Here is an 18,684-nt window from a genome sequence, read left to right on the forward strand (position 1 = left end):
TTAATCGCTAACGGGAACTTCCAGAGGCGTTTTACTTACTCATGAAGGGCGACGCTACACCGCCATCGACTACCGTCTTTTTTTCAAGGAAACCCATCATGTCTGCCAGCACCATTCTCGTCGTCGAAGACGACAACATCGTGCGCATGCTGATCCTCGACGTTCTTGAGGAGCTGGAATACAGCGTGCTGGAGGCCGCAGACGGAGAACAGGCGCTGAAGTTTCTCGAAGATAACGATCAGACCATCGACCTGCTGATGACCGATCTGGGCTTGCCTGACATTTCCGGTAAAGAACTGGCTGCCAAGGCCCGTAACCTAAGGCCCACGCTGCCGGTGTTATTCGCCAGCGGCTATTCGGAGGACATCGACGTGCCGACCGGCATGCACTCCATCGGCAAACCATTTTCCATCGACCAACTGCGCGACAAGGTTAAAAGCATCCTTGAACAAGCCTGATACCCGTCAATCGATCGCTGCTCACAACGCCGAACCTGTCCGCGTCCTGATTATCGGCTACGTCTGGCCGGAGCCACGTTCTTCGGCTGCCAGCGGCCACATGATGCAGTTGATCCAGTGCTTTCTCGAACAGGGCTGGCAAATTACCTTCGCCAGCCCGGCAACAGAAGGCGAGCACGTAGCGGATCTGGCGGCACTGGGCATTGCGCGAGTGCACATCGAGCTCAATAACAGCAGCTTCGATGCATTTGTTGGCGAATTGGCTCCGGATATCGTCCTCTTCGACCAGTTCATGATCGAAGAGCAATTTGGCTGGCGAGTCGAGAAGCATTGTCCCGACGCCCTGCGGGTTCTGGAAACTTCGGACCTGCAAAGCTTGCGAAATACCCGTCACTTACAGCTCAAGCAGTTTCTTGAAAACAGCTCTCAGCCTGATGATTTAACTGATTATTTTGAGTCATCAGAGGCCACGGTTTATTCCGCAATGGCCACCGGTGATCTGGCGCAACGTGAAGTGGCGGCGCTCTATCGCTGCGACCTGAGCCTGATGACCTCGGACGCGGAAATCCAGCTGCTCACGGCCCGGTTCGGCATGCCTGCGGCGCTGCTGCATTGGTGTCCGCTGATGGTCGATGGGCTTGGCACTGCGCCGCCTTCGTTCGAGGAGCGGGCGAATTTCCTCAGCATTGGCAACTTCCGCCACGCCCCCAACTGGGACGCGGTGTTGTGGCTGAAGAACGCCGTTTGGCCGTTGATTCGCCAGCAATTGCCCAAGGCGCAGCTGCACATCTACGGCGCCTACACGCCGCCCAAGGCCACGGCACTGCACAACCCGGCTCAGGGTTTTCACATCATGAACTGGGCAGAAGACGCCTTGCAGGTCATGTCGAGAGCGCGTGTCTGTCTGGCACCTTTGCGTTTCGGCGCGGGCATCAAGGGCAAGATCGTCGATGCCATGCTGTGCGGAACACCTACGGTCACAACACCTATCGGCGCCGAAGCCATGCACGGCGAAAGGCCCTGGCCGGGCACCATCGCCAGCAGCGCCGCTGCGATTGCCGAAGCGGCCATTCGCCTATATCAACACCGAAGTTTATGGCAAGAAGCGCAGCAGGCCGGCTGGGCGCTGCTTGAAGCTCGGTATCAGCATCGACAACATTGCGCGAGCCTGATCGAGCGCATCACCGAGCTGCGGCAAACCCTGCAAGAACACCGAAGCGCGAACTTTACCGGCGCTATGCTGCGTCACCATCACCACAAAAGCACCAAGTACATGGCGCAGTGGATTGAAGCAAAGAATCGTCTGCCGTAAATAGCATCTGTTGGAGCGAGCTTGCTCGCGAAGCGGGCGCCTCGGTGGACCAGATGCACCGCGTTATCGTTCTTCGCGGGCAAGCCTCGCTCCAACGGAACGCCTTAATGCCCGTGCAGACTGTGTGAAAACTACTGCGCTCGACAATACTGCGTTAAAAACAGGCGAAAAATGCTCATTTAGAACACCTAGACTCCGCTTTTTCGCCTGTTTTTGCCTTGTCTTGTCTTCGCTCGTGACGTTTTCACACAGTCTGCGTGGGACCGGATTTATCCGGGAAGGCGTCGGTGCAGACACCACATCGGCGGCATCTGGGGGTTGCCCCCAAACATAGAATCTCCCACAACTATCTACCCTGTGGGAGCGAGCTTGCTCGCGAAGCGGTTTATCTAACTCACGGACTCCATTCGACGCAGCAGATACGTATCCATGATCCAGCCCTTGTCCTGACGCGCCGTCTGCCTGACGTCCTTGATGCGTTCGCAGACATCATCCAGCTCGCCGGCAATCAGAATCTCGTCGGCTGTGCCCAGATACGCTCCCCAATAAATATGCAGACCCTGGCCGACGAATCGTTCGAAGGCGCAGTGGGCGTCGAGCATCACCAGCACGTTGTCCACGCTCGCGCCCTGCTCCGCTGCCAGGCGTCGGCCGGTGGTGATGCGGATAGGCTCGCCGATCCGGTTCAGCGCAACGCGATGTTGCGCCGCCAGGACCTGAACACTGGATATTCCCGGAATGACCGCGTAATCGAATTCGATCACCCCACGGCTCAGCACTCGCTCAAGGATGCGCAGGGTGCTGTCGTAAATCGACGGATCGCCCCACACCAGGAACCCACCGATTTCATCAGCCTGGAGTTCATCGTCTATCAGCTGCTCGAACAACACCGCGCGCTGCTCGTGCCAGCGCTCGACCCCCGCCTCATAAGACCGGGGGTCGGCTTCACGTTGCGGGTCCTGGACGACAACAATCCGGTAATCGGGATCGGTGATATAGCGCTGGCAGATCTCTTTTCTCAGCCGGAGCAGGTCATCATCGGCGTAACCTTTATCCAGAATGAAAAACACCTTGGCACGATTCAGCGCGTTGATTGCCTGAACAGTGATGTGTTCGGGATGGCCCGCGCCGATACCGATCAGAAGGACAGTTTTCATTGCATGCATCCCGCAAATGTACAGACATTGCCTAGCGCCGCTGGCGAAGGCACATTAGTCACTGGGCAACTCTTTGAACGGCCGCCGCATGACAAAAACAACAAGAGTCACCGATCCTTCCTACGAACTGATGGACGATCACAACGGGTTGTCGATTATCTATCGCGAACACGGTTTCCCGTGTCCGTTGGTGCGCTGGCACTTTCATAAAGAGTATGAGCTGCATCTGATCGTCGCCAGTTCGGGAAAAGTCTTCGTCGGTGATTACATCGGCAATTTTTACCCCGAAAGCCTGTTCCTGACCGGCCCAAATCTGCCACACAACTGGATCAGTCAGATTGAGGAAGATCAAGTCATCCCCAAGCGCGACATGCTGGTGAATTTTACCGACGAGTTGTTCGAGAGCGGCAACCAGGTCTTCGCCGAACTCAAAACTCTGGCGCCCCTGCTGGAGCGCGCGCAGTCGGGCATTGAATTCCGTTGCCGGCGCACCATTCGCCAGGCCATGAAGCTGATGCAGAAAATCGCCGACGCCAAGGGTATCAGCCGTCTCGGACACTTTTTTATCCTGCTGGAGTTACTGGCGGCCAGCGACGATTACCAGCTGCTGTCCGGCAGCACCTGCGCGCAAATGGCCGACGAGCACAGCATCGATCGCACCAACCGCGCCGTTGACTATATTTTTGCCCATTACGCACGGGAATTGCCTCTGGAGGAAGTCGCCGATTATCTGGGGATGAAGCCGGCTTACTTCTCTCGGGTCTTCAAGCAGGCCACCGGGCGTTGTTTCGTCGAGTTCGTCAATCGCCTGCGGATCAGCAAATCCTGCGAACTGCTCGCCGACGGCGACAAACCGGTCACTGATGTGTGTTTCGAGTCCGGTTTCAACAATATTTCCAACTTCAACCGACGCTTTCAGCAGCTCAAAGGCATGACGCCTTCACATTATCGCCGTCTGGCCGTTCAGCGCCTGACCGAGCAGAACCTGTACTGATTCACCCCTCACCGATCCTCATCGTCTACGCTCAAACAGCGCTATTGGCTGTTGCAGCGTGGTGGGGAAAGCTTTCGTTCCGCTCAGCGAGTGCAAAATAGTATCAGTTGCAGTGCGGCGCAGGATTTGTCATTGCGCCTGCGTCCCGTTGTAATCAGTACACATCTTCCTTGCCTCCGGAAGAGACAAAAACAATAACCGACCTTCTGCAGCTCTCTGGGCGAAGAAGAGGAGTGATCGATGAAGACCTCAGCGAAACTGCTACTTGCAAGCACCTGCCTGACGCTCAGCGGCTTGGTCAGCGCCGGCACCGTAACCATCGCAACCGTCAACAACAGCGACATGATCCGCATGCAGCGGCTGTCCAAGACCTTCGAAGAACAGCATCCTGATATCAAGCTCAATTGGGTCGTGCTCGAAGAGAACGTGTTGCGTCAACGCCTGACCACCGACATCGCCACCAAAGGCGGCCAGTTCGACGTGCTGACCATTGGCATGTACGAAGCCTCGCTCTGGGGTGCCAAAGGCTGGCTGCAAGAGATGAAGGACCTGCCCGCCAGCTATGCGCTGGATGACGTGTTCCCTTCCGTGCGCGATGGTCTGTCGGTCGATGGCAAGCTGTTCGCCCTGCCGTTCTACGCCGAAAGCTCCATGACTTACTACCGCACTGACCTGTTCAAGGCTGCCGGGCTGACCATGCCGGAGCGGCCGACCTGGACGCAGATTGCCGAGTTCGCCGAAAAACTGACCGACAAATCCAAAGAGCAATACGGCATCTGCCTGCGGGGCAAGGCGGGCTGGGGCGAGAACATGGCGCTGATCAGCACCGTCGCCAACTCTTTTGGCGGGCGTTGGTTCGATGAGCAGTGGAAGCCACAGTTCGATCAGCCGGAATGGAAGAACGCGCTGAGTTTCTATGTCAATACCATGAAGAAGTCCGGCCCGCCCGGCGCATCCAGCAACGGTTTCAATGAAAACCTCGCGCTATTCAACAGCGGCAAATGTGCAATCTGGGTGGACGCCAGCGTCGCTGGTTCTTTTGTCACCGATAAAACCCAAAGCAAGGTTGCCGATAACGTCGGTTTCACCTACGCCCCTCATGAAGTCACCGACAAAGGCTCAGCCTGGTTGTACTCCTGGGCACTGGCGATCCCTACCAGCGCGAAAAACCAGGCCGATGCCAAGACGTTCAGCAGCTGGGCCACTTCCAAGGAATACGCCACGCTGGTCGCTGACAAGGATGGCGTGTCCAACGTACCACCTGGCACCCGGGCTTCAACTTACAGCGACGCGTACATGAAAGCCGCGCCATTCGCGAAAATTACCCTGGAATCCCTCAAAGCAGTAACGCCGAAGACACCAACGCTCAAGCCCGTGCCTTATGTGGGCATTCAATTGGTGACCATTCCTGAATTCCAGGCAATCGGGACTTCAGTCGGCCAGCAATTCTCTGCTGCGCTGGTGGGCACGACCTCAGTTGACGCGGCTCTCGCCGCAGCCCAGACCTCTACTGAGCGGGACATGAAGCGAGCGGGTTATCCGAAGAAATAGTCGTCACTGACTATCGGTCGGGGGACGCTTGTCCCTCGATACTCTGCTCACTTTTGCACCCAGGTTCGGAGCCATCATGAATACCTCAGCCGCCAGTCCGCGCATGGAATCGTCCAGCGACCAACCGCAGGCCAAAAAAGGCCATCTGACCAAACCCGGCTGGTTTCTGGTCAGCCCTTCAGTGCTGTTACTGCTGGTTTGGATGATAGTGCCGCTGGGCATGACCATCTACTTTTCCCTGATTCGCTATAACCTGCTCAACCCCGGCGAGAACCAATTCGTCGGTCTGGAAAACTTCGAATATTTCGTCACCGACAGCGGCTTTATACCGGGCGCCACCAACACCCTGCTGCTGGTGGGCAGCGTGCTGGCGATCAGCGTGATTCTCGGCGTGCTGATCTCGGCGTTGCTGGAGGCCAGCGAGTTTTTCGGCCGGGGCATTGTGCGTGTTTTGTTGATTTCGCCGTTTTTCATCATGCCCACGGTCAGCGCGCTGATCTGGAAGAACCTGATTTTCCATCCGGTGTCCGGGATTCTCGCCTCGGTCTGGAAGTTCTTTGGCGCCCAGCCCATCGACTGGCTCGCGCATTTCCCCTTGCTGTCGATCATCATCATCGTGTCCTGGCAATGGCTGCCGTTCGCCATCCTGATCCTGATGACCGCCATGCAATCGCTGGATCAGGAACAGAAAGAAGCCGCGCGCCTGGACGGTGCCGGCCCCATCGCGATTTTCTGGCACCTGACGCTGCCGCACCTGGCCCGACCCATTGCCGTGGTGGTGATGATCGAGACGATCTTCCTGCTTTCGGTGTTCGCGGAAATCTTCACCACCACCAATGGCGGCCCCGGTTTCGCCTCGACCAACCTGGCGTACCTGATCTACAACCAGGCGCTGCTGCAATTCGACGTGGGCATGGCGTCGGCTGGCGGGCTGATTGCCGTGGTCATTGCCAATATTGCCGCGATCATCCTGATTCGGATGATCGGCAAAAACCTCACCGACAAGTCATGAGGGCCCTGCCATGATGACGCTCAAACAATCCCGCCGCCTGCAAAGCGTTCTGCTCGGCACGCTGTGCTGGGCCATTGCGGCGCTGATTTTCTTTCCGATCTTCTGGATGGTACTGACCAGCTTCAAGACCGAGATCGACGCCTTCGCCACGCCGCCGCAGTTCATTTTCATGCCAACCCTGGAAAACTACCTGCACATCCAGGAACGCAGTGACTACTTCCACTTTGCCTGGAACTCGGTGCTGATTTCCTTCAGTGCCACGGCGTTGTGCATGCTGATCGCAATTCCCGCCGCCTACTCCATGGCGTTCTTTGAAACCAAGCGCACCAAGAGCACGCTGTTGTGGATGCTCTCCACCAAAATGCTGCCACCGGTGGGCGTGCTGATGCCGATCTACCTGCTGGCCAAGACCTTTGGCCTGCTGGACTCGCGTATCGCGTTGATCGTGATCTACACCCTGATCAACCTGCCGATTGTGGTCTGGATGATTTACACCTATTTCAAGGACATTCCCGGCGAGATCCTCGAAGCGTCAAGGCTGGACGGCGCCAGCACCCGTCAGGAAATCTTCAAGGTACTGATCCCGATCTGCAAAGGCGGTCTGGCCTCGACGGCACTGCTGTCGTTGATCCTGTGCTGGAACGAGGCGTTCTGGTCGTTGAACCTGACTTCATCGAACGCCGCGCCCTTGACCGCCTTGATCGCTTCCTACTCCAGCCCCGAAGGGTTGTTCTGGGCCAAGCTTTCGGCGGTGTCGACCCTGGCCTGTGCGCCAATCCTGATCTTCGGCTGGATCAGCCAGAAACAACTGGTGCGTGGCTTGTCCTTCGGCGCAGTGAAATAGACCTGTACCCCTTTCAAGAATAAGAGTGAAACCGCTATGGCTAATCTCACTATCAGAAATCTGCAAAAAGGCTTCGACGGCCACCAGATCATCAAGGGCATCGACCTGGACGTGAATGACCGTGAGTTCGTCGTCTTCGTCGGTCCGTCTGGCTGCGGCAAATCCACCCTGCTGCGCTTGATCGCCGGTCTGGAAGACGTCACTTCCGGGACCATCGAACTGGATGGGCGAGATATCACCCAGGTGACCCCGGCCAAGCGTGACCTGGCCATGGTGTTTCAGACCTACGCCTTGTATCCGCACATGACCGTGGGCAAGAACCTGTCGTTTGCTCTGGATCTGGCAGGTGGCGACAAGGCCGAGATCAAACGCAAAGTCGACGAAGCCGCGCGCATTCTCGAGCTCGGCCCGCTGCTGGAGCGCAAACCCAAGCAGCTTTCCGGTGGTCAGCGTCAGCGTGTCGCCATCGGCCGCGCCATCGTGCGTAACCCGAAAATCTTTCTGTTTGATGAACCTCTGTCCAATCTCGACGCGGCCTTGCGGGTGCAAACCCGCCTGGAATTGTCACGGCTGCATAAAGAGCTGCAAGCGACGATGATCTATGTAACCCACGATCAGGTGGAAGCCATGACCCTGGCCGACAAAGTTGTGGTGCTCAACGGCGGCAAGGTCGAGCAGGTTGGCTCGCCGCTGGAGCTGTATCACCACCCGGCGAATCTGTTTGTTGCCGGTTTTCTCGGCACGCCGAAGATGGGTTTTCTCAAAGGCAAGGTCAGCCGTGTCGAAGCGGATGGCTGCGAAGTTGAACTGGACGCCGGCACACGCATCAGCCTGCCGTTCACCAACGCACACATGAGCGTGGGCAATCCGGTGACGTTGGGCATCCGACCGGAGCATCTGAATCTCGCCAAGGAAGGCGATTGCCAGTTGCAGGTCATCGCCGACGTCAGCGAACGGCTGGGCAGCGACACCTATTGCCATGTGCGCACTCACGCCGGTGAGATGCTGACCATGCGTATTCGTGGCGACCTGGCCAGCCAGTATGGCGAGACGCTCAATCTGCATCTGGATAGCGCGCACTGTCATTTATTCGACGCCCAAGGCCTGGTCATTGCCAAAGCCTTGCAGGTTGCCGCCTAAGTCTTAGAGATCGCCACCATGAAACTGAACAAGCAGAATCTGTCCCAATTGGGAGAAAGCATTGCCCTCCCGGCCTACTCTCCGACTGCGACACGGCAGGGCATCGCCCATATCGGCGTCGGCGGCTTCCATCGGGCGCATCAGGCGTTTTATACCGATGCCTTGATGAACACCGGCGAAGCTCATGACTGGAGCATCTGCGGCATTGGCCTGCGCCCGGAAGATCGCGCCGTGCATGACGCGCTGGTCGAACAGGATTTTCTCTACACGCTGTACGAACTGGGCGATACCCCGGACACCGAAACCCGCGTGATCGGCGCCATCAGCGGCATGTTGCTGGCCGAAGACGGCATTCAAGCCTTGATCGACAAACTGGCCAGCCCGCAGATCCGCATCGTCTCGCTGACCATCACCGAAGGCGGCTATTGCATCGACGACAGCAATGGCGAGTTCATGGCCCATTTGCCGCAGATTCAGTACGACCTCGGCAACCCGGACCAACCGAAAACCGTATTCGGCCTGCTCTGCGCGGCCTTGAGCAAGCGCCGCGCCACCGGTACGCCCGCCTTCACCGTGATGTCTTGCGATAACCTGCCGCACAACGGCGCGGTTGCGCGCAAGGCGCTGCTGGCATTTGCCGCGCTGCGCGATGCGGATCTGCACGACTGGATCGCCGAACAGGTGAGTTTCCCCAACGCCATGGTCGACCGCATCACACCGATGACCAGTTCAGCGCATCGCTTGCAGTTGGCGGACGACAAAGGCATCGACGACGCCTGGCCGGTGGTCTGCGAACCCTTCGTGCAATGGGTGCTGGAAGACAAGTTCGTGGACGGGCGTCCGGCCTGGGAAAAGGTCGGCGTACAGTTCACCGATGACGTGACCCCTTACGAAGAAATGAAGATCAAGCTGCTTAACGGCAGCCATCTGGCGCTGACGTATCTGGGCGCGCTCAAAGGCTATCGCTTCGTCCACGAAACCATGAACGACCCGCTGTTCGTGCAGTACATCCGCACTTATATGGACCTGGATGTCACGCCACAGCTGGCATCGGTGCCCGGAATCGATCTGAAAGGCTACAAGGACACCCTGATCGAGCGCTTTTCCAACCAGGCGATTGCCGACCAGCTGGAGCGGGTTTGCTCGGACGGCTCGTCAAAATTTCCCAAGTTCATCGTACCGACCATCAATCGTCTGATTCTCGATCAAGGCAATCTCGAGCGGGCGTCACTGGTTGTCGCAGCCTGGGCGGTGTACCTGCAACGCAGCGAAGGTGAAAACGGCGTGCCTTATACCGTTGTCGATCCGCGTGCCGCGTTCTGCAAGGCGCTGGTGGCCGATGATGTCTTGATCACTCAGCGCTTGCTGGACGTCGAAGAAATCTTCGGCATTGCCATCCCGCAGTCCGCCGAGTTCGTCGCCGCCTTTGAACACAATCTCAACAGCCTGAAGGAACTGGGGGTCAGCAAGACCCTGGAAAACCTGCTGGCCAAAACCGTCTGAGGCGCCCATGTTTCTCGGAATCGATTGCGGCACCCAAGGCACCAAGGCCATTGTGCTCGACGCCGCCAGCGGCAAGGTGTTGGGCCAGGGTTCTGCTGCCCACAGCATGATCAGTGGCGCCAACGGCCGCCGCGAACAGGACGTGCAACAATGGCTCGGCGCTTTCGAGCAAGCCACCCGGGAAGCGCTGCTTCAGGCAGGCATTTCCGGCGCCGAGATTCAGGGGATCGGCGTTTCCGGCCAGCAACATGGCTTGGTGTTGCTCGACAGCCAGGGCCAGGTGCTACGCCCGGCCAAACTCTGGTGCGACACCGAAACCGCCCCGGAAAACGACCGACTGCTGGACTATCTGGGCGGCGAAAGCGGTTCCTTGGCACGGCTGGGAGTCGCCATTGCGCCGGGTTATACGGTGTCCAAACTCTTGTGGACTCTGGAGCAACATCCCGGCGTATTTGCACAGATCGACAAGATCCTGTTGCCCCATGACTATCTCAACTACTGGCTGACCGGCCGTTGCTGCAGCGAATACGGCGACGCATCGGGGACCGGCTATTTCAATGTGCGGACCCGGGACTGGGATCTGCCGCTGCTGGAGCACATCGATCCCAGTGGCCGCTTGTGCCGGGCACTGCCCGAGTTGCTGGAAGCGCAGCAACCGGTCGGGCAGATCTTGCCGCACATCGCACAGTTGCTGGAACTGAATCCCTCGGCCCTGGTTTCCAGCGGCGGCGGTGACAACATGATGGGTGCAATCGGTACCGGCAACATTCAACCGGGGGCGATTACCATGAGCCTCGGCTCGTCCGGCACGGTCTACGCTTTTGCCGATCAGCCGCAGGTCAGCGAACAGCCTTCAGTCGCGACCTTCTGCTCGTCATCGGGTGGCTGGCTGCCGTTGATTTGCACCATGAACCTGACCAATGCCAGCAGCGCCATTCGTGAACTGTTGGGGCTGGATATCGCCGCCTTCAACGAGGCGGTCAGCCAGGCACCGATCGGCGCCGAAGGGGTGCTGATGCTGCCGTTCCTCAATGGCGAGCGCGTGCCCGCCCTGCCCCACGCCACCGGCAGCATCCTGGGTCTGGACAGCACCAACCTGACTCGGGCCAATCTCAGTCGCGCGGTGGTCGAAGGCACCACCTTCGGCTTGCGCTACGGTCTGGACCTGTTGCGCGCCAACGGGATTCGCAGTGAAAACATTCGCCTGATCGGCGGCGGCGCGAAAAGCGCGGTATGGCGGCAGATCGTCGCGGACATCATGAACACTCCGGTCATCTGCACCGAACACAGCGAGGCCGCGGCACTCGGGGCTGCGATTCAGGCCGCGTGGTGTTTTTCCCAGGCGACTGACCGGGAGCAAACCCTCGAGCAATTGTGTAGGCGTTGCGTCAGCCTGGATTCGGCCAGTGAAACCCGGCCACAAGCGCAAAACGTCGCAGCGTATCAACGCGTCTATGAGCACTATCGCAGCCAGCTGCAGGTCGGTTGACGGCGCTGGCGCACTATTTTCAGGGAGCACCTATGTATCTGGTTTGTGGCGAAGCGCTGTTCGATTTTTTCAGCCAGCCAGGCAGCGCTGGCAAGAGCAACACACTGGGCTTCCAGGCGATTGCCGGAGGTTCGCCCTTCAACGTCGCCGTCGGCTTGCGCAGGCTGGGCGTGGACTCCGGTTTCTTTGCCGGCCTGTCAACGGACTATCTCGGCCGGCGCTTGCGCACCGTACTGGATGAAGAAGGCGTGCGAGCGGACTATCTGGTGGATTTCGACGCGCCCACGACGCTGGCCATGGTTGCCGTGGGTGCCGACGGCTCGCCCCACTACAGTTTTCGCGGCGAAGGCTGCGCGGACCGACAATTACGACTCGGTGATTTGCCGGAATTGAACGACGAAGTGCGCGGCATCCACGTGGGTTCGTTTTCCCTGGTGGTGCAGCCGATAGCCGACACCCTGCTGGCGCTGGTGGCACGCGAAAGTGACCGGCGCTTGATTACACTGGACCCTAACGTACGCCTCAACCCGGCCCCGGACATCACCCGCTGGCGCGAGCAGATCAGCGCCTTTGCCGAGCATGCACACATTATCAAGGTCAGTGATGAAGACTTGGCGCTGCTCTATCCGGGCCGCAGTCCTGAAGATATCGCGCAGAGCTGGCTCGGCAAACGCTGCCAACTGGTCGTGCTGACACGCGGCACTCAGGGCGCGAGCATTTTCACCCGCCAGCACGGCAGCTGGTCAATTCCGGCAGAGACGGTGATTACTGCCGACACCGTTGGCGCGGGCGATACCTTTCAGGCAGCACTGATTACCTTCCTCACCGAACGCCAACTCGACAGCCCGGCCAGCTTGCCTTTGCTATCTCGGGAAACGCTGGAGGAAATGCTCAGATTCGCAGTAAAAGCCGCAGCACTGACCTGCACCAAGGTCGGCCCGGATTTGCCGTATCGGCAGCAGTTGGGTTAGCAGCACAGGAGCCGTTGGAGCGAGGCTTGCCCGCGAATCAGGCGACACGGTGGGCCAGACCCACCGCGTTATCGTTCTTCGCGGGCAAGCCTCGCTCCAACGCAGACTGTGTTTGTTCAGAAAAGCCTTAGACCAACGCCAACCTGGCCGCCAGGATCTTGCCGTTGATATCGGCAGTCGCTGTTTGTTGCTGTTCTTTCAAAGCCGCTTGAAGCTTGTTATCAACGGACAGTTTCTGCTCCGGCGACATGGCTTCGTACTCTTCCTTGCTCACCCCTGTCAGCTTCTCGCGCATCTGCTCGGCGGGCGACAGATTCATGAAATCCATGAACTGCTGTTGTGCCGAGGAAGTCGAAGACGTCGCTGCAGCCACATCGGCCTCGCTGGTTACGGCTGAATCCCTGGCCGCTATGCTGGTATCAACGGCAACCGGCGTAAATGCGGCTTGCGCATCCGTCGTCTGGGTCGAAGCCTTCAGGTTTACCAACAACTTGGCGAATGCTTCGTCGAAGGTTGAATCCTTGCTGCTGTCGCTGGTGTTCTCGCTGACTGCGTTCACGGCCGGAACCGGACTGGCCGTAGCGACCGGGACGGAAAACGCATCTGTGGACGTTTCCTCCTGGGTCTTGCGCCCTACCACTTGTGATACCAAGTGATGGAGCGCACTGATGCTGGCTGTATTCATCGCTCACCTCCTGCTGCAAAGTGCAGTACGCATAACGCAGCAAAACCAGTGCCACTTCACGAACTTCGCTACAGGCCTTTGAGTACGGGGGCTCACCGTTGTGCCTGCTACTTTTCGGGCAGCGAGAGCGGCAAACGGCAACCACAAGTGGCAGCGCACTGCCGCACGCTCACTGGACGAAATCGTCACTCAGGAGCAACTGCCCCTGCGGCAACGGTACGGAGAAGTAATAGCCCTGCGCCTGACCTGCGCCGATTTCACGCAACAGATCGAGGGTCGCTTCGTCTTCCACGCCTTCGGCCACAACGGTCAGATCCAGAGACTGCGCCATGCGCACAATGGCCCGCACGATAGCCCGGCTGCGCGCACTGGTGGTGAGTTCAAGAATGAACGACTTGTCGATCTTCAAACCGCTGAAGTGATATTGATGCACATAGCTGAGCGACGAGAATCCCGCGCCGAAATCGTCCAGCACCACTGACATGCCGTGGTCCGCCAACTGTTTCATGGATTGTCGGGCGAGTTCCGGCTCGGCTACCAGTGCGCCTTCAGTCAATTCCAGACAAATCCGCGACGGAGCCACCTGATAGCGTTGCAGCATATCCAGCAGTTCCCCGGCGAACTCGGGGCGGGTGATGCTATAGCTGGAGCAATTGACGTGGACAGTCGGCCAATGACTATTGGCCGGTTGCGCCAGGATCGCGATGACGCTCTGCAACATGTACTGATCCAGCCGCCCGATCAGCCGCAAGCCTTCCAGTGCTGGCAGGAAATGCCCAGGGGCAATCACCCGCCCGTCAGGCTGGCGCCAGCGAATCAGTGCCTCGAGGGCCAGCACTTTGCCGGTTTCAATGCCGATGATCGGCTGGAAATATGGAATCAGCTCGTCAGTGCGCTTGAGTGCATTGCGCAGGGCGCCTTCCTGCTCGACCTGATCGGAGACTTCCCGACGCAGCTCTTGATTGAACACCGCGTAACTGTCACGCCCGCCATTCTTGACCCGGTACATGGCCATATCGGCGTCGCGCAGCAGGTCCGTGGGCTCATGATGGAATTGACTGTCGGCGCCGACGATACCGATGCTGCACGATGAAAACACCGCATGGGCGTCCACCCGAAACGGCAAATCGAAGGCCTGGAGAATTCGCTGGGCGATACCCACGGCCCTATCCAGCGTCGCGCTGACTGCCAGCACGGCAAACTCATCGCCGCCCAACCGCGCCAGCAAATCGCTTTCACGCATGCAGCTGCGCAGACGGTCTGCTGCCTGAGTCAGCAGCAGGTCACCGAAATGATGCCCGAGGCTGTCATTGACCAGTTTGAAGCGGTCCAGGTCGATAAACATCACCACCATCGGCTGGCCGTGGTCGCGAAAATCCTGCCAGGCGGCATGCAGGCGCTGTTGCAGATGGCTGCGATTGGGCAGGCCCGTCAGAGAATCGTGAGAGTTCTCGTGCTGCAGCCTGGCATTGACCTGATCGAGTTCCCGGGTACGGTCGCGAACCCTCGCTTCCAGGCGCAGATTGTCGGTGTGCACCGCTTCGGCGGCACTGCGCCGGGACAGCGCGGTGTCGATATGGCGCGAAACAAAGGTCAGCAGTTCCTGGTCGCGCAATGAATAGCTCACCAGCGGCGAATAACTTTGCACGGCGAGCACACCACGTACGTCATCACCTTCGAACAGCGGTATTCCCAGCCACGAAGAAGATCGATTGTCCTCGTTACCTATTTCGATCTCGCCAAGCGCTTCAAGGCGCAGCGCATCGTCACTGTCGATCAGGCAGGCACGCCGTTGACGGATCACATATTCGGTAAAGCCACGCTGACCCCGCCGTGGCGAAGGCCGCTTGGTCAAGCGCTCGTCAACGTAGTAGGGAAAGGTCACTTCGCAGGTCGCGGTGTCATACAGCGCGATATAGAAGTTCAGCGCCACCAGCAAATCGCCGACAATCAAATGCAGGCTGTGAAACAGCTCGGCCATGTCTCCCGGCTGGCTCGATAGCTCGGCAATCTGAAACAAAGCGCTCTGCAAATGTTCGGCGCGCTCACGATCGAGCACTTCCTGACGCAGTGCGGCGTTGAGCGCGGACAGCTCCTGGGTGCGCAACAGCACAGTTCGTTCCAGGTCGGCGCGGTGAAGAATACGATCCAGTGCCATGGCCACATGACGCGCAACGGCCTGGAACAACACGCGATCTTCTGCGCTGTAGACCCGCGACACGTCGTAAACCTGCATGGCCAGCATGCCGAAAACGTCATCGGAAGCATTTCTGAGGGGCGCGCCCATCCAGAACTCGGGCCGATGACCAAGGCAAAAAAACCTCTCTTCCTGGCTGGCACGTTCGATATCCGCAGCGTCGACGAACAGCGGCTGGCCACTGGTCAAGACATAGCCAGTCATCGATAGCTGGGACGGATCCAGATATTCGTGTGTTTCAGGCTCTAGAGCATCAACGTCGGTGATATCGACGTAATAGGGATAGGTAATTTTGCCGGTGCCCGCATCGTAAAGGGCCAGGTAGAAGTTTTCAGCGTCGATAAGCGTGGCGAGTTCTTTGTGTACGCCTTCCAGAAACGCGCCGCGATGCCGGGTCGTACTGGCCAGATAGGTGATCTCGTACAAGACTCGCTGGGTAATCTGCGCTCGTGCCAGCGCCTGGGTCTGCAACTGGTAGCCAACCTGTAGAGCCAGAGTGGCCAGCTCCGGGCTCGCGCACTGTTCCTGCGGTGCCAGCAACCAGCCCAGTGCCTCCTCGCCTCTGCCGGCAGGCCATCGGTGCAAGCGTCTGGCCCGGCACAGCGCGTCGAGCTGGCTGGCCTGAATACTGGCGGGCCAATCGGGCGCGGACAGTGCCGATCCTTGCCCCAACAAATACATGGCCTCGCCAGCACCGTAGACCGCCCAAGGGACATCCACCACCTGGCTTTTCGCAGCCAGGAGCAACGTCTCGATAGTGATTTGGCTCGCTGTAGGGGGTAACGCTTCCATGCTCGCGATCAATTCCGCTGCTGCACCTTTGCCATGGTCGGGACGTCTCTGGTCATGGGCCAAGGGAAGTACATTCATGAAAGCTCCAAAACCAGAAACCGCAAGGGCTTATATTCGCGGTGGGTGTTGGGCGGCGCAAGCGGGATATTCGATTGACCTGTAAGAAAGTTGAGTTATTTCCCTTCTTTATTACTCACGACCAAAACAATGTCGTAAATGAGCATGAAAGTCGTCGGTGGTTTGGGTGTCAAACCGGAATGGGTGTCGGCAACGCTTCACCTGCGAAGTACGCCGCCAGGTTGCTCAGCGTCAGATCCGCCATCGCCTGGCGAGTATCCTGAGTCGCGCTGGCCATATGCGGCGCCAGCAATACGTTATCCAGACCCAGCAAATCCGGGTGAACCTGCGGCTCGTTCTCGAAAACGTCCAGCCCTGCCGCGTAGATGCGCTTGTCCCGTAGCGCGGCAGCCAACGCGCCTTCATTGATCACACTGCCGCGCCCGACGTTGATCAGAATGCCCTGCGGGCCCAAGGCATCCAGGACCTCAGTGTCGACCAGATGCAGCGTCTGTTCCCCACCGCCCACGGCGATCACCAGGAAATCCACTGCTGCAGCCAACTCAACGACCGAGGCAAAAAAGTCATAAGGCACGTCCTGAGGCTTGCGACCGGTGTAAGCGATTCGCATGTCGAACCCCGCTGCACGACGCGCGATTGCCTTGCCGATACGGCCAAGACCGATGATGCCCAATCGGGCACCGCTGACTTTCCGGGTAAAAGGAAACGGCCCGTCGGACCATGCTCCGGTGCGTACGAAGCGGTCAGCGTCGGCTGTGCGACGCCCGATGCCCAGCAGCAAGGCCATGGCGAAATCAGCGACATCGTCGGTGAGCACGTCCGGCGTATGTGTCACACGGATGCCCCGCTCCCTGGCGGCCTGGACATCCACGCCGTCGTAACCCACGCCGAATACCACGATAATTTCCAGTTCGGGCAGCTTTTCGATCAACTCGCGGCTGACCCGGGATTCACCGTTGGCCAACAGCGCGCGAACACCGAGTGCGCTGGCGGGCAGATCCGCAGGGTTTTCCGTGGCGTCGATCACTTCGTACTGAGCATACAAGCGCTCATTGAGCAATTCCGGCAACCGGGCAATTTTAAGCACGTGAGATTTCATCAACATTCCCTTGAATAACAGGTTGAGCAACCGCAGGAGTTTTCCCCGTTCCGAGATAAATCCCCAAAACACCGCCTGCCAGCAACGCACCGGCAACCAGCAGCAAGGCATAGTCGTAGTTGTCGGTGACATCCTTGATCCAGCCCATCGCAGGCGGCAGACCCAGCCCGGCCAGGTTGGCAATGGAGTTGATCAAGGCAATGGAAACAGCCGCAGCTGGACCGGAGAGGTATTCGGTAGTGGTCGCCCAGAACACTGGCGTCGCCGCCCAGTTAAGACCCACGGCCAGCACCAGCATCCCGTAGGCAAGCCATTGATTGCCGCTGAACACCGCCAACGCCAACAGCACGCCAGCGCCCAACAACGGCCCACCCAAGTGCCAGCCACGCTCGCCCGATTTGTCCGAGTGACGACCGTTGAAGTACATGAAAATACAGGCGACGAAGAATGGCAGCGCCGACATGACACTCACGGTGAAGGAGCCCTGTTTCGATACCGACTGTACGATCAGCGGCAGAAACAGCGTGATACCGATGGTGCCAAACGCCTGGAGCAACCAGAACAGACTGAGCAGCCAAACCCGGCGATTGCGGAACGCAACGTGCCAGGCGTCCTTATGGGAAATCGGCGTCGTGGCCTGCTCGGCAGCAATCGTGCGCGCCAGCCATTTCTTCTGCGCCGCATCCAGCCAGTGGGTGCTTTCCGGCGAGTCCGGGAGATAACGCAGCACAACAATGCCGAGGACCACCGCCGGAATACCTTCAAGCAGGAACAGCCAACGCCAGCCGCTGACGCCGAAGATCCCGTCCATGTGCAGGAATGCCCCGGACAGCGGCAACCCGATCACTGAAGCCATCGCTGCGCCGATGTAAAAAAATGACATGGCTCTGGCGCGATCAGTCTTTGGATACCACTGCGACAGGTAATAGATGATCCCGGGCGTGAAGCCGGCTTCCGCAGCACCTAACAACAGGCGCATGACGTAAAGCTGATTGGCGGTCTGCACCAGGCACATACCCGCTGCAACGATGCCCCAGGTGATCATGATCCTGGCAATCCAGCGCCGCGCGCCGACCTTGGTAAGGATCAGACTGCTGGGCACTTCGAGCAGGATGTAGGTCAGGAAGAACAGCCCTACGCCCAGCCCGTACATGCGCGCGGTCAGGCCCAGGTCAGCGTTCATCTGCAATGCAGCGACGGAGATATTCGATTTGTCGATGTAAGCGACCATGTAGAGCAGCATCAGAAACGGAATCAACTTCACGTTGAGTCTTCCGATGGTGCTGGCATGCAGGCCAGTCTCGATGGGATTGGACATAAACAGCCCTCTGTTGTCTTTTTTGTCTTTATTGTCGGGACCGCTGGCCTTGAAGGCACCAGTCGGCGAAACCGTTGCAAGCGA

At 58.6% G+C, this 18,684-nt stretch carries 15 protein-coding genes; 10 read left to right on the forward strand and 5 right to left on the reverse strand.

All coding sequences use genetic code 11. The features are described 5' to 3' along the window. Positions 1-98 precede the first annotated feature (98 nt). Entirely contained in the window at positions 99-458 is a 360-nt protein-coding gene (locus AABC73_RS15880; RefSeq protein WP_341520007.1) for a response regulator, read from the forward strand. Continuing rightward, positions 445-1,770, forward strand: a complete 1,326-nt coding sequence (locus tag AABC73_RS15885) for a glycosyltransferase (RefSeq protein ID WP_341520008.1) — start codon at positions 445-447, stop codon at positions 1,768-1,770. The genes AABC73_RS15880 and AABC73_RS15885 overlap by 14 nt, the downstream gene beginning before the upstream one ends. 389 nt (positions 1,771-2,159) lie before the next feature. Here AABC73_RS15885 and cobF read toward each other — a convergent pair whose 3' ends face one another. After that, positions 2,160-2,927, reverse strand: coding sequence for a precorrin-6A synthase (deacetylating) (cobF, locus tag AABC73_RS15890; RefSeq protein WP_341520009.1), 768 nt, complete (start codon positions 2,925-2,927; stop codon positions 2,160-2,162). Between the two features lie 88 nt (positions 2,928-3,015). On the opposite strand from cobF, the gene AABC73_RS15895 reads away from it, so the two are divergent. The 8 genes from AABC73_RS15895 to AABC73_RS15930 all read left to right on the forward strand — a co-directional run bounded on the left by AABC73_RS15895 (position 3,016) and on the right by AABC73_RS15930 (position 12,431). Further along, positions 3,016-3,921 (forward strand): AraC family transcriptional regulator, encoded by a 906-nt coding sequence (locus AABC73_RS15895; protein ID WP_331152679.1) that lies wholly within the window; start codon positions 3,016-3,018, stop codon positions 3,919-3,921. A gap of 240 nt (positions 3,922-4,161) precedes the next feature. After that, a complete protein-coding gene (locus tag AABC73_RS15900) occupies positions 4,162-5,472 on the forward strand; it encodes a sugar ABC transporter substrate-binding protein (RefSeq protein ID WP_341520010.1) in 1,311 nt (436 codons plus the stop codon). A 103-nt stretch (positions 5,473-5,575) separates the two neighbouring features. Next, on the forward strand, positions 5,576-6,484 hold the full coding sequence (locus AABC73_RS15905) for a sugar ABC transporter permease (protein WP_341524253.1): 909 nt from the start codon (positions 5,576-5,578) through the stop codon (positions 6,482-6,484). A gap of 10 nt (positions 6,485-6,494) precedes the next feature. Next, the gene (locus AABC73_RS15910; RefSeq protein WP_020293819.1) at positions 6,495-7,328 is read left to right on the forward strand and encodes a carbohydrate ABC transporter permease; all 834 of its coding nucleotides are present in this window, start codon (positions 6,495-6,497) and stop codon (positions 7,326-7,328) included. A 36-nt stretch (positions 7,329-7,364) separates the two neighbouring features. Next, on the forward strand, positions 7,365-8,468 hold the full coding sequence (gene ugpC, locus AABC73_RS15915; protein ID WP_341520011.1) for a sn-glycerol-3-phosphate ABC transporter ATP-binding protein UgpC: 1,104 nt from the start codon (positions 7,365-7,367) through the stop codon (positions 8,466-8,468). 18 nt (positions 8,469-8,486) lie between these two features. After that, positions 8,487-9,971, forward strand: coding sequence for a mannitol dehydrogenase family protein (locus tag AABC73_RS15920; protein ID WP_341520012.1), 1,485 nt, complete (start codon positions 8,487-8,489; stop codon positions 9,969-9,971). Positions 9,972-9,978: 7 nt separating this feature from the next. Beyond that, complete coding sequence (gene xylB, locus AABC73_RS15925) at positions 9,979-11,460, forward strand: xylulokinase (protein ID WP_341520013.1); 1,482 nt, start codon at positions 9,979-9,981, stop codon at positions 11,458-11,460. 32 nt (positions 11,461-11,492) lie between these two features. Beyond that, complete coding sequence (locus AABC73_RS15930) at positions 11,493-12,431, forward strand: carbohydrate kinase (protein WP_341520014.1); 939 nt, start codon at positions 11,493-11,495, stop codon at positions 12,429-12,431. Positions 12,432-12,558: 127 nt separating this feature from the next. Here AABC73_RS15930 and AABC73_RS15935 read toward each other — a convergent pair whose 3' ends face one another. The 4 genes from AABC73_RS15935 to AABC73_RS15950 form a co-directional block, all read right to left on the reverse strand. Next, the gene (locus tag AABC73_RS15935) at positions 12,559-13,116 is read right to left on the reverse strand and encodes a hypothetical protein (RefSeq protein ID WP_341520015.1); all 558 of its coding nucleotides are present in this window, start codon (positions 13,114-13,116) and stop codon (positions 12,559-12,561) included. A gap of 169 nt (positions 13,117-13,285) precedes the next feature. After that, positions 13,286-16,183: an EAL domain-containing protein gene (locus AABC73_RS15940; RefSeq protein WP_341520016.1), complete on the reverse strand. Its 2,898-nt coding sequence runs from the start codon at positions 16,181-16,183 to the stop codon at positions 13,286-13,288. Between the two features lie 169 nt (positions 16,184-16,352). Further along, positions 16,353-17,282, reverse strand: a complete 930-nt coding sequence (locus tag AABC73_RS15945; RefSeq protein ID WP_341520017.1) for a 2-hydroxyacid dehydrogenase — start codon at positions 17,280-17,282, stop codon at positions 16,353-16,355. Continuing rightward, entirely contained in the window at positions 17,263-18,600 is a 1,338-nt protein-coding gene (locus tag AABC73_RS15950; RefSeq protein WP_341520018.1) for an MFS transporter, read from the reverse strand. Before AABC73_RS15950 ends, AABC73_RS15945 begins: the two co-directional genes overlap by 20 nt. Positions 18,601-18,684: the final 84 nt, after the last annotated feature.

Origin of the sequence: Pseudomonas sp. G.S.17 (assembly GCF_038096165.1) — a bacterium.
In the GTDB taxonomy this organism is placed as follows: domain Bacteria; phylum Pseudomonadota; class Gammaproteobacteria; order Pseudomonadales; family Pseudomonadaceae; genus Aquipseudomonas.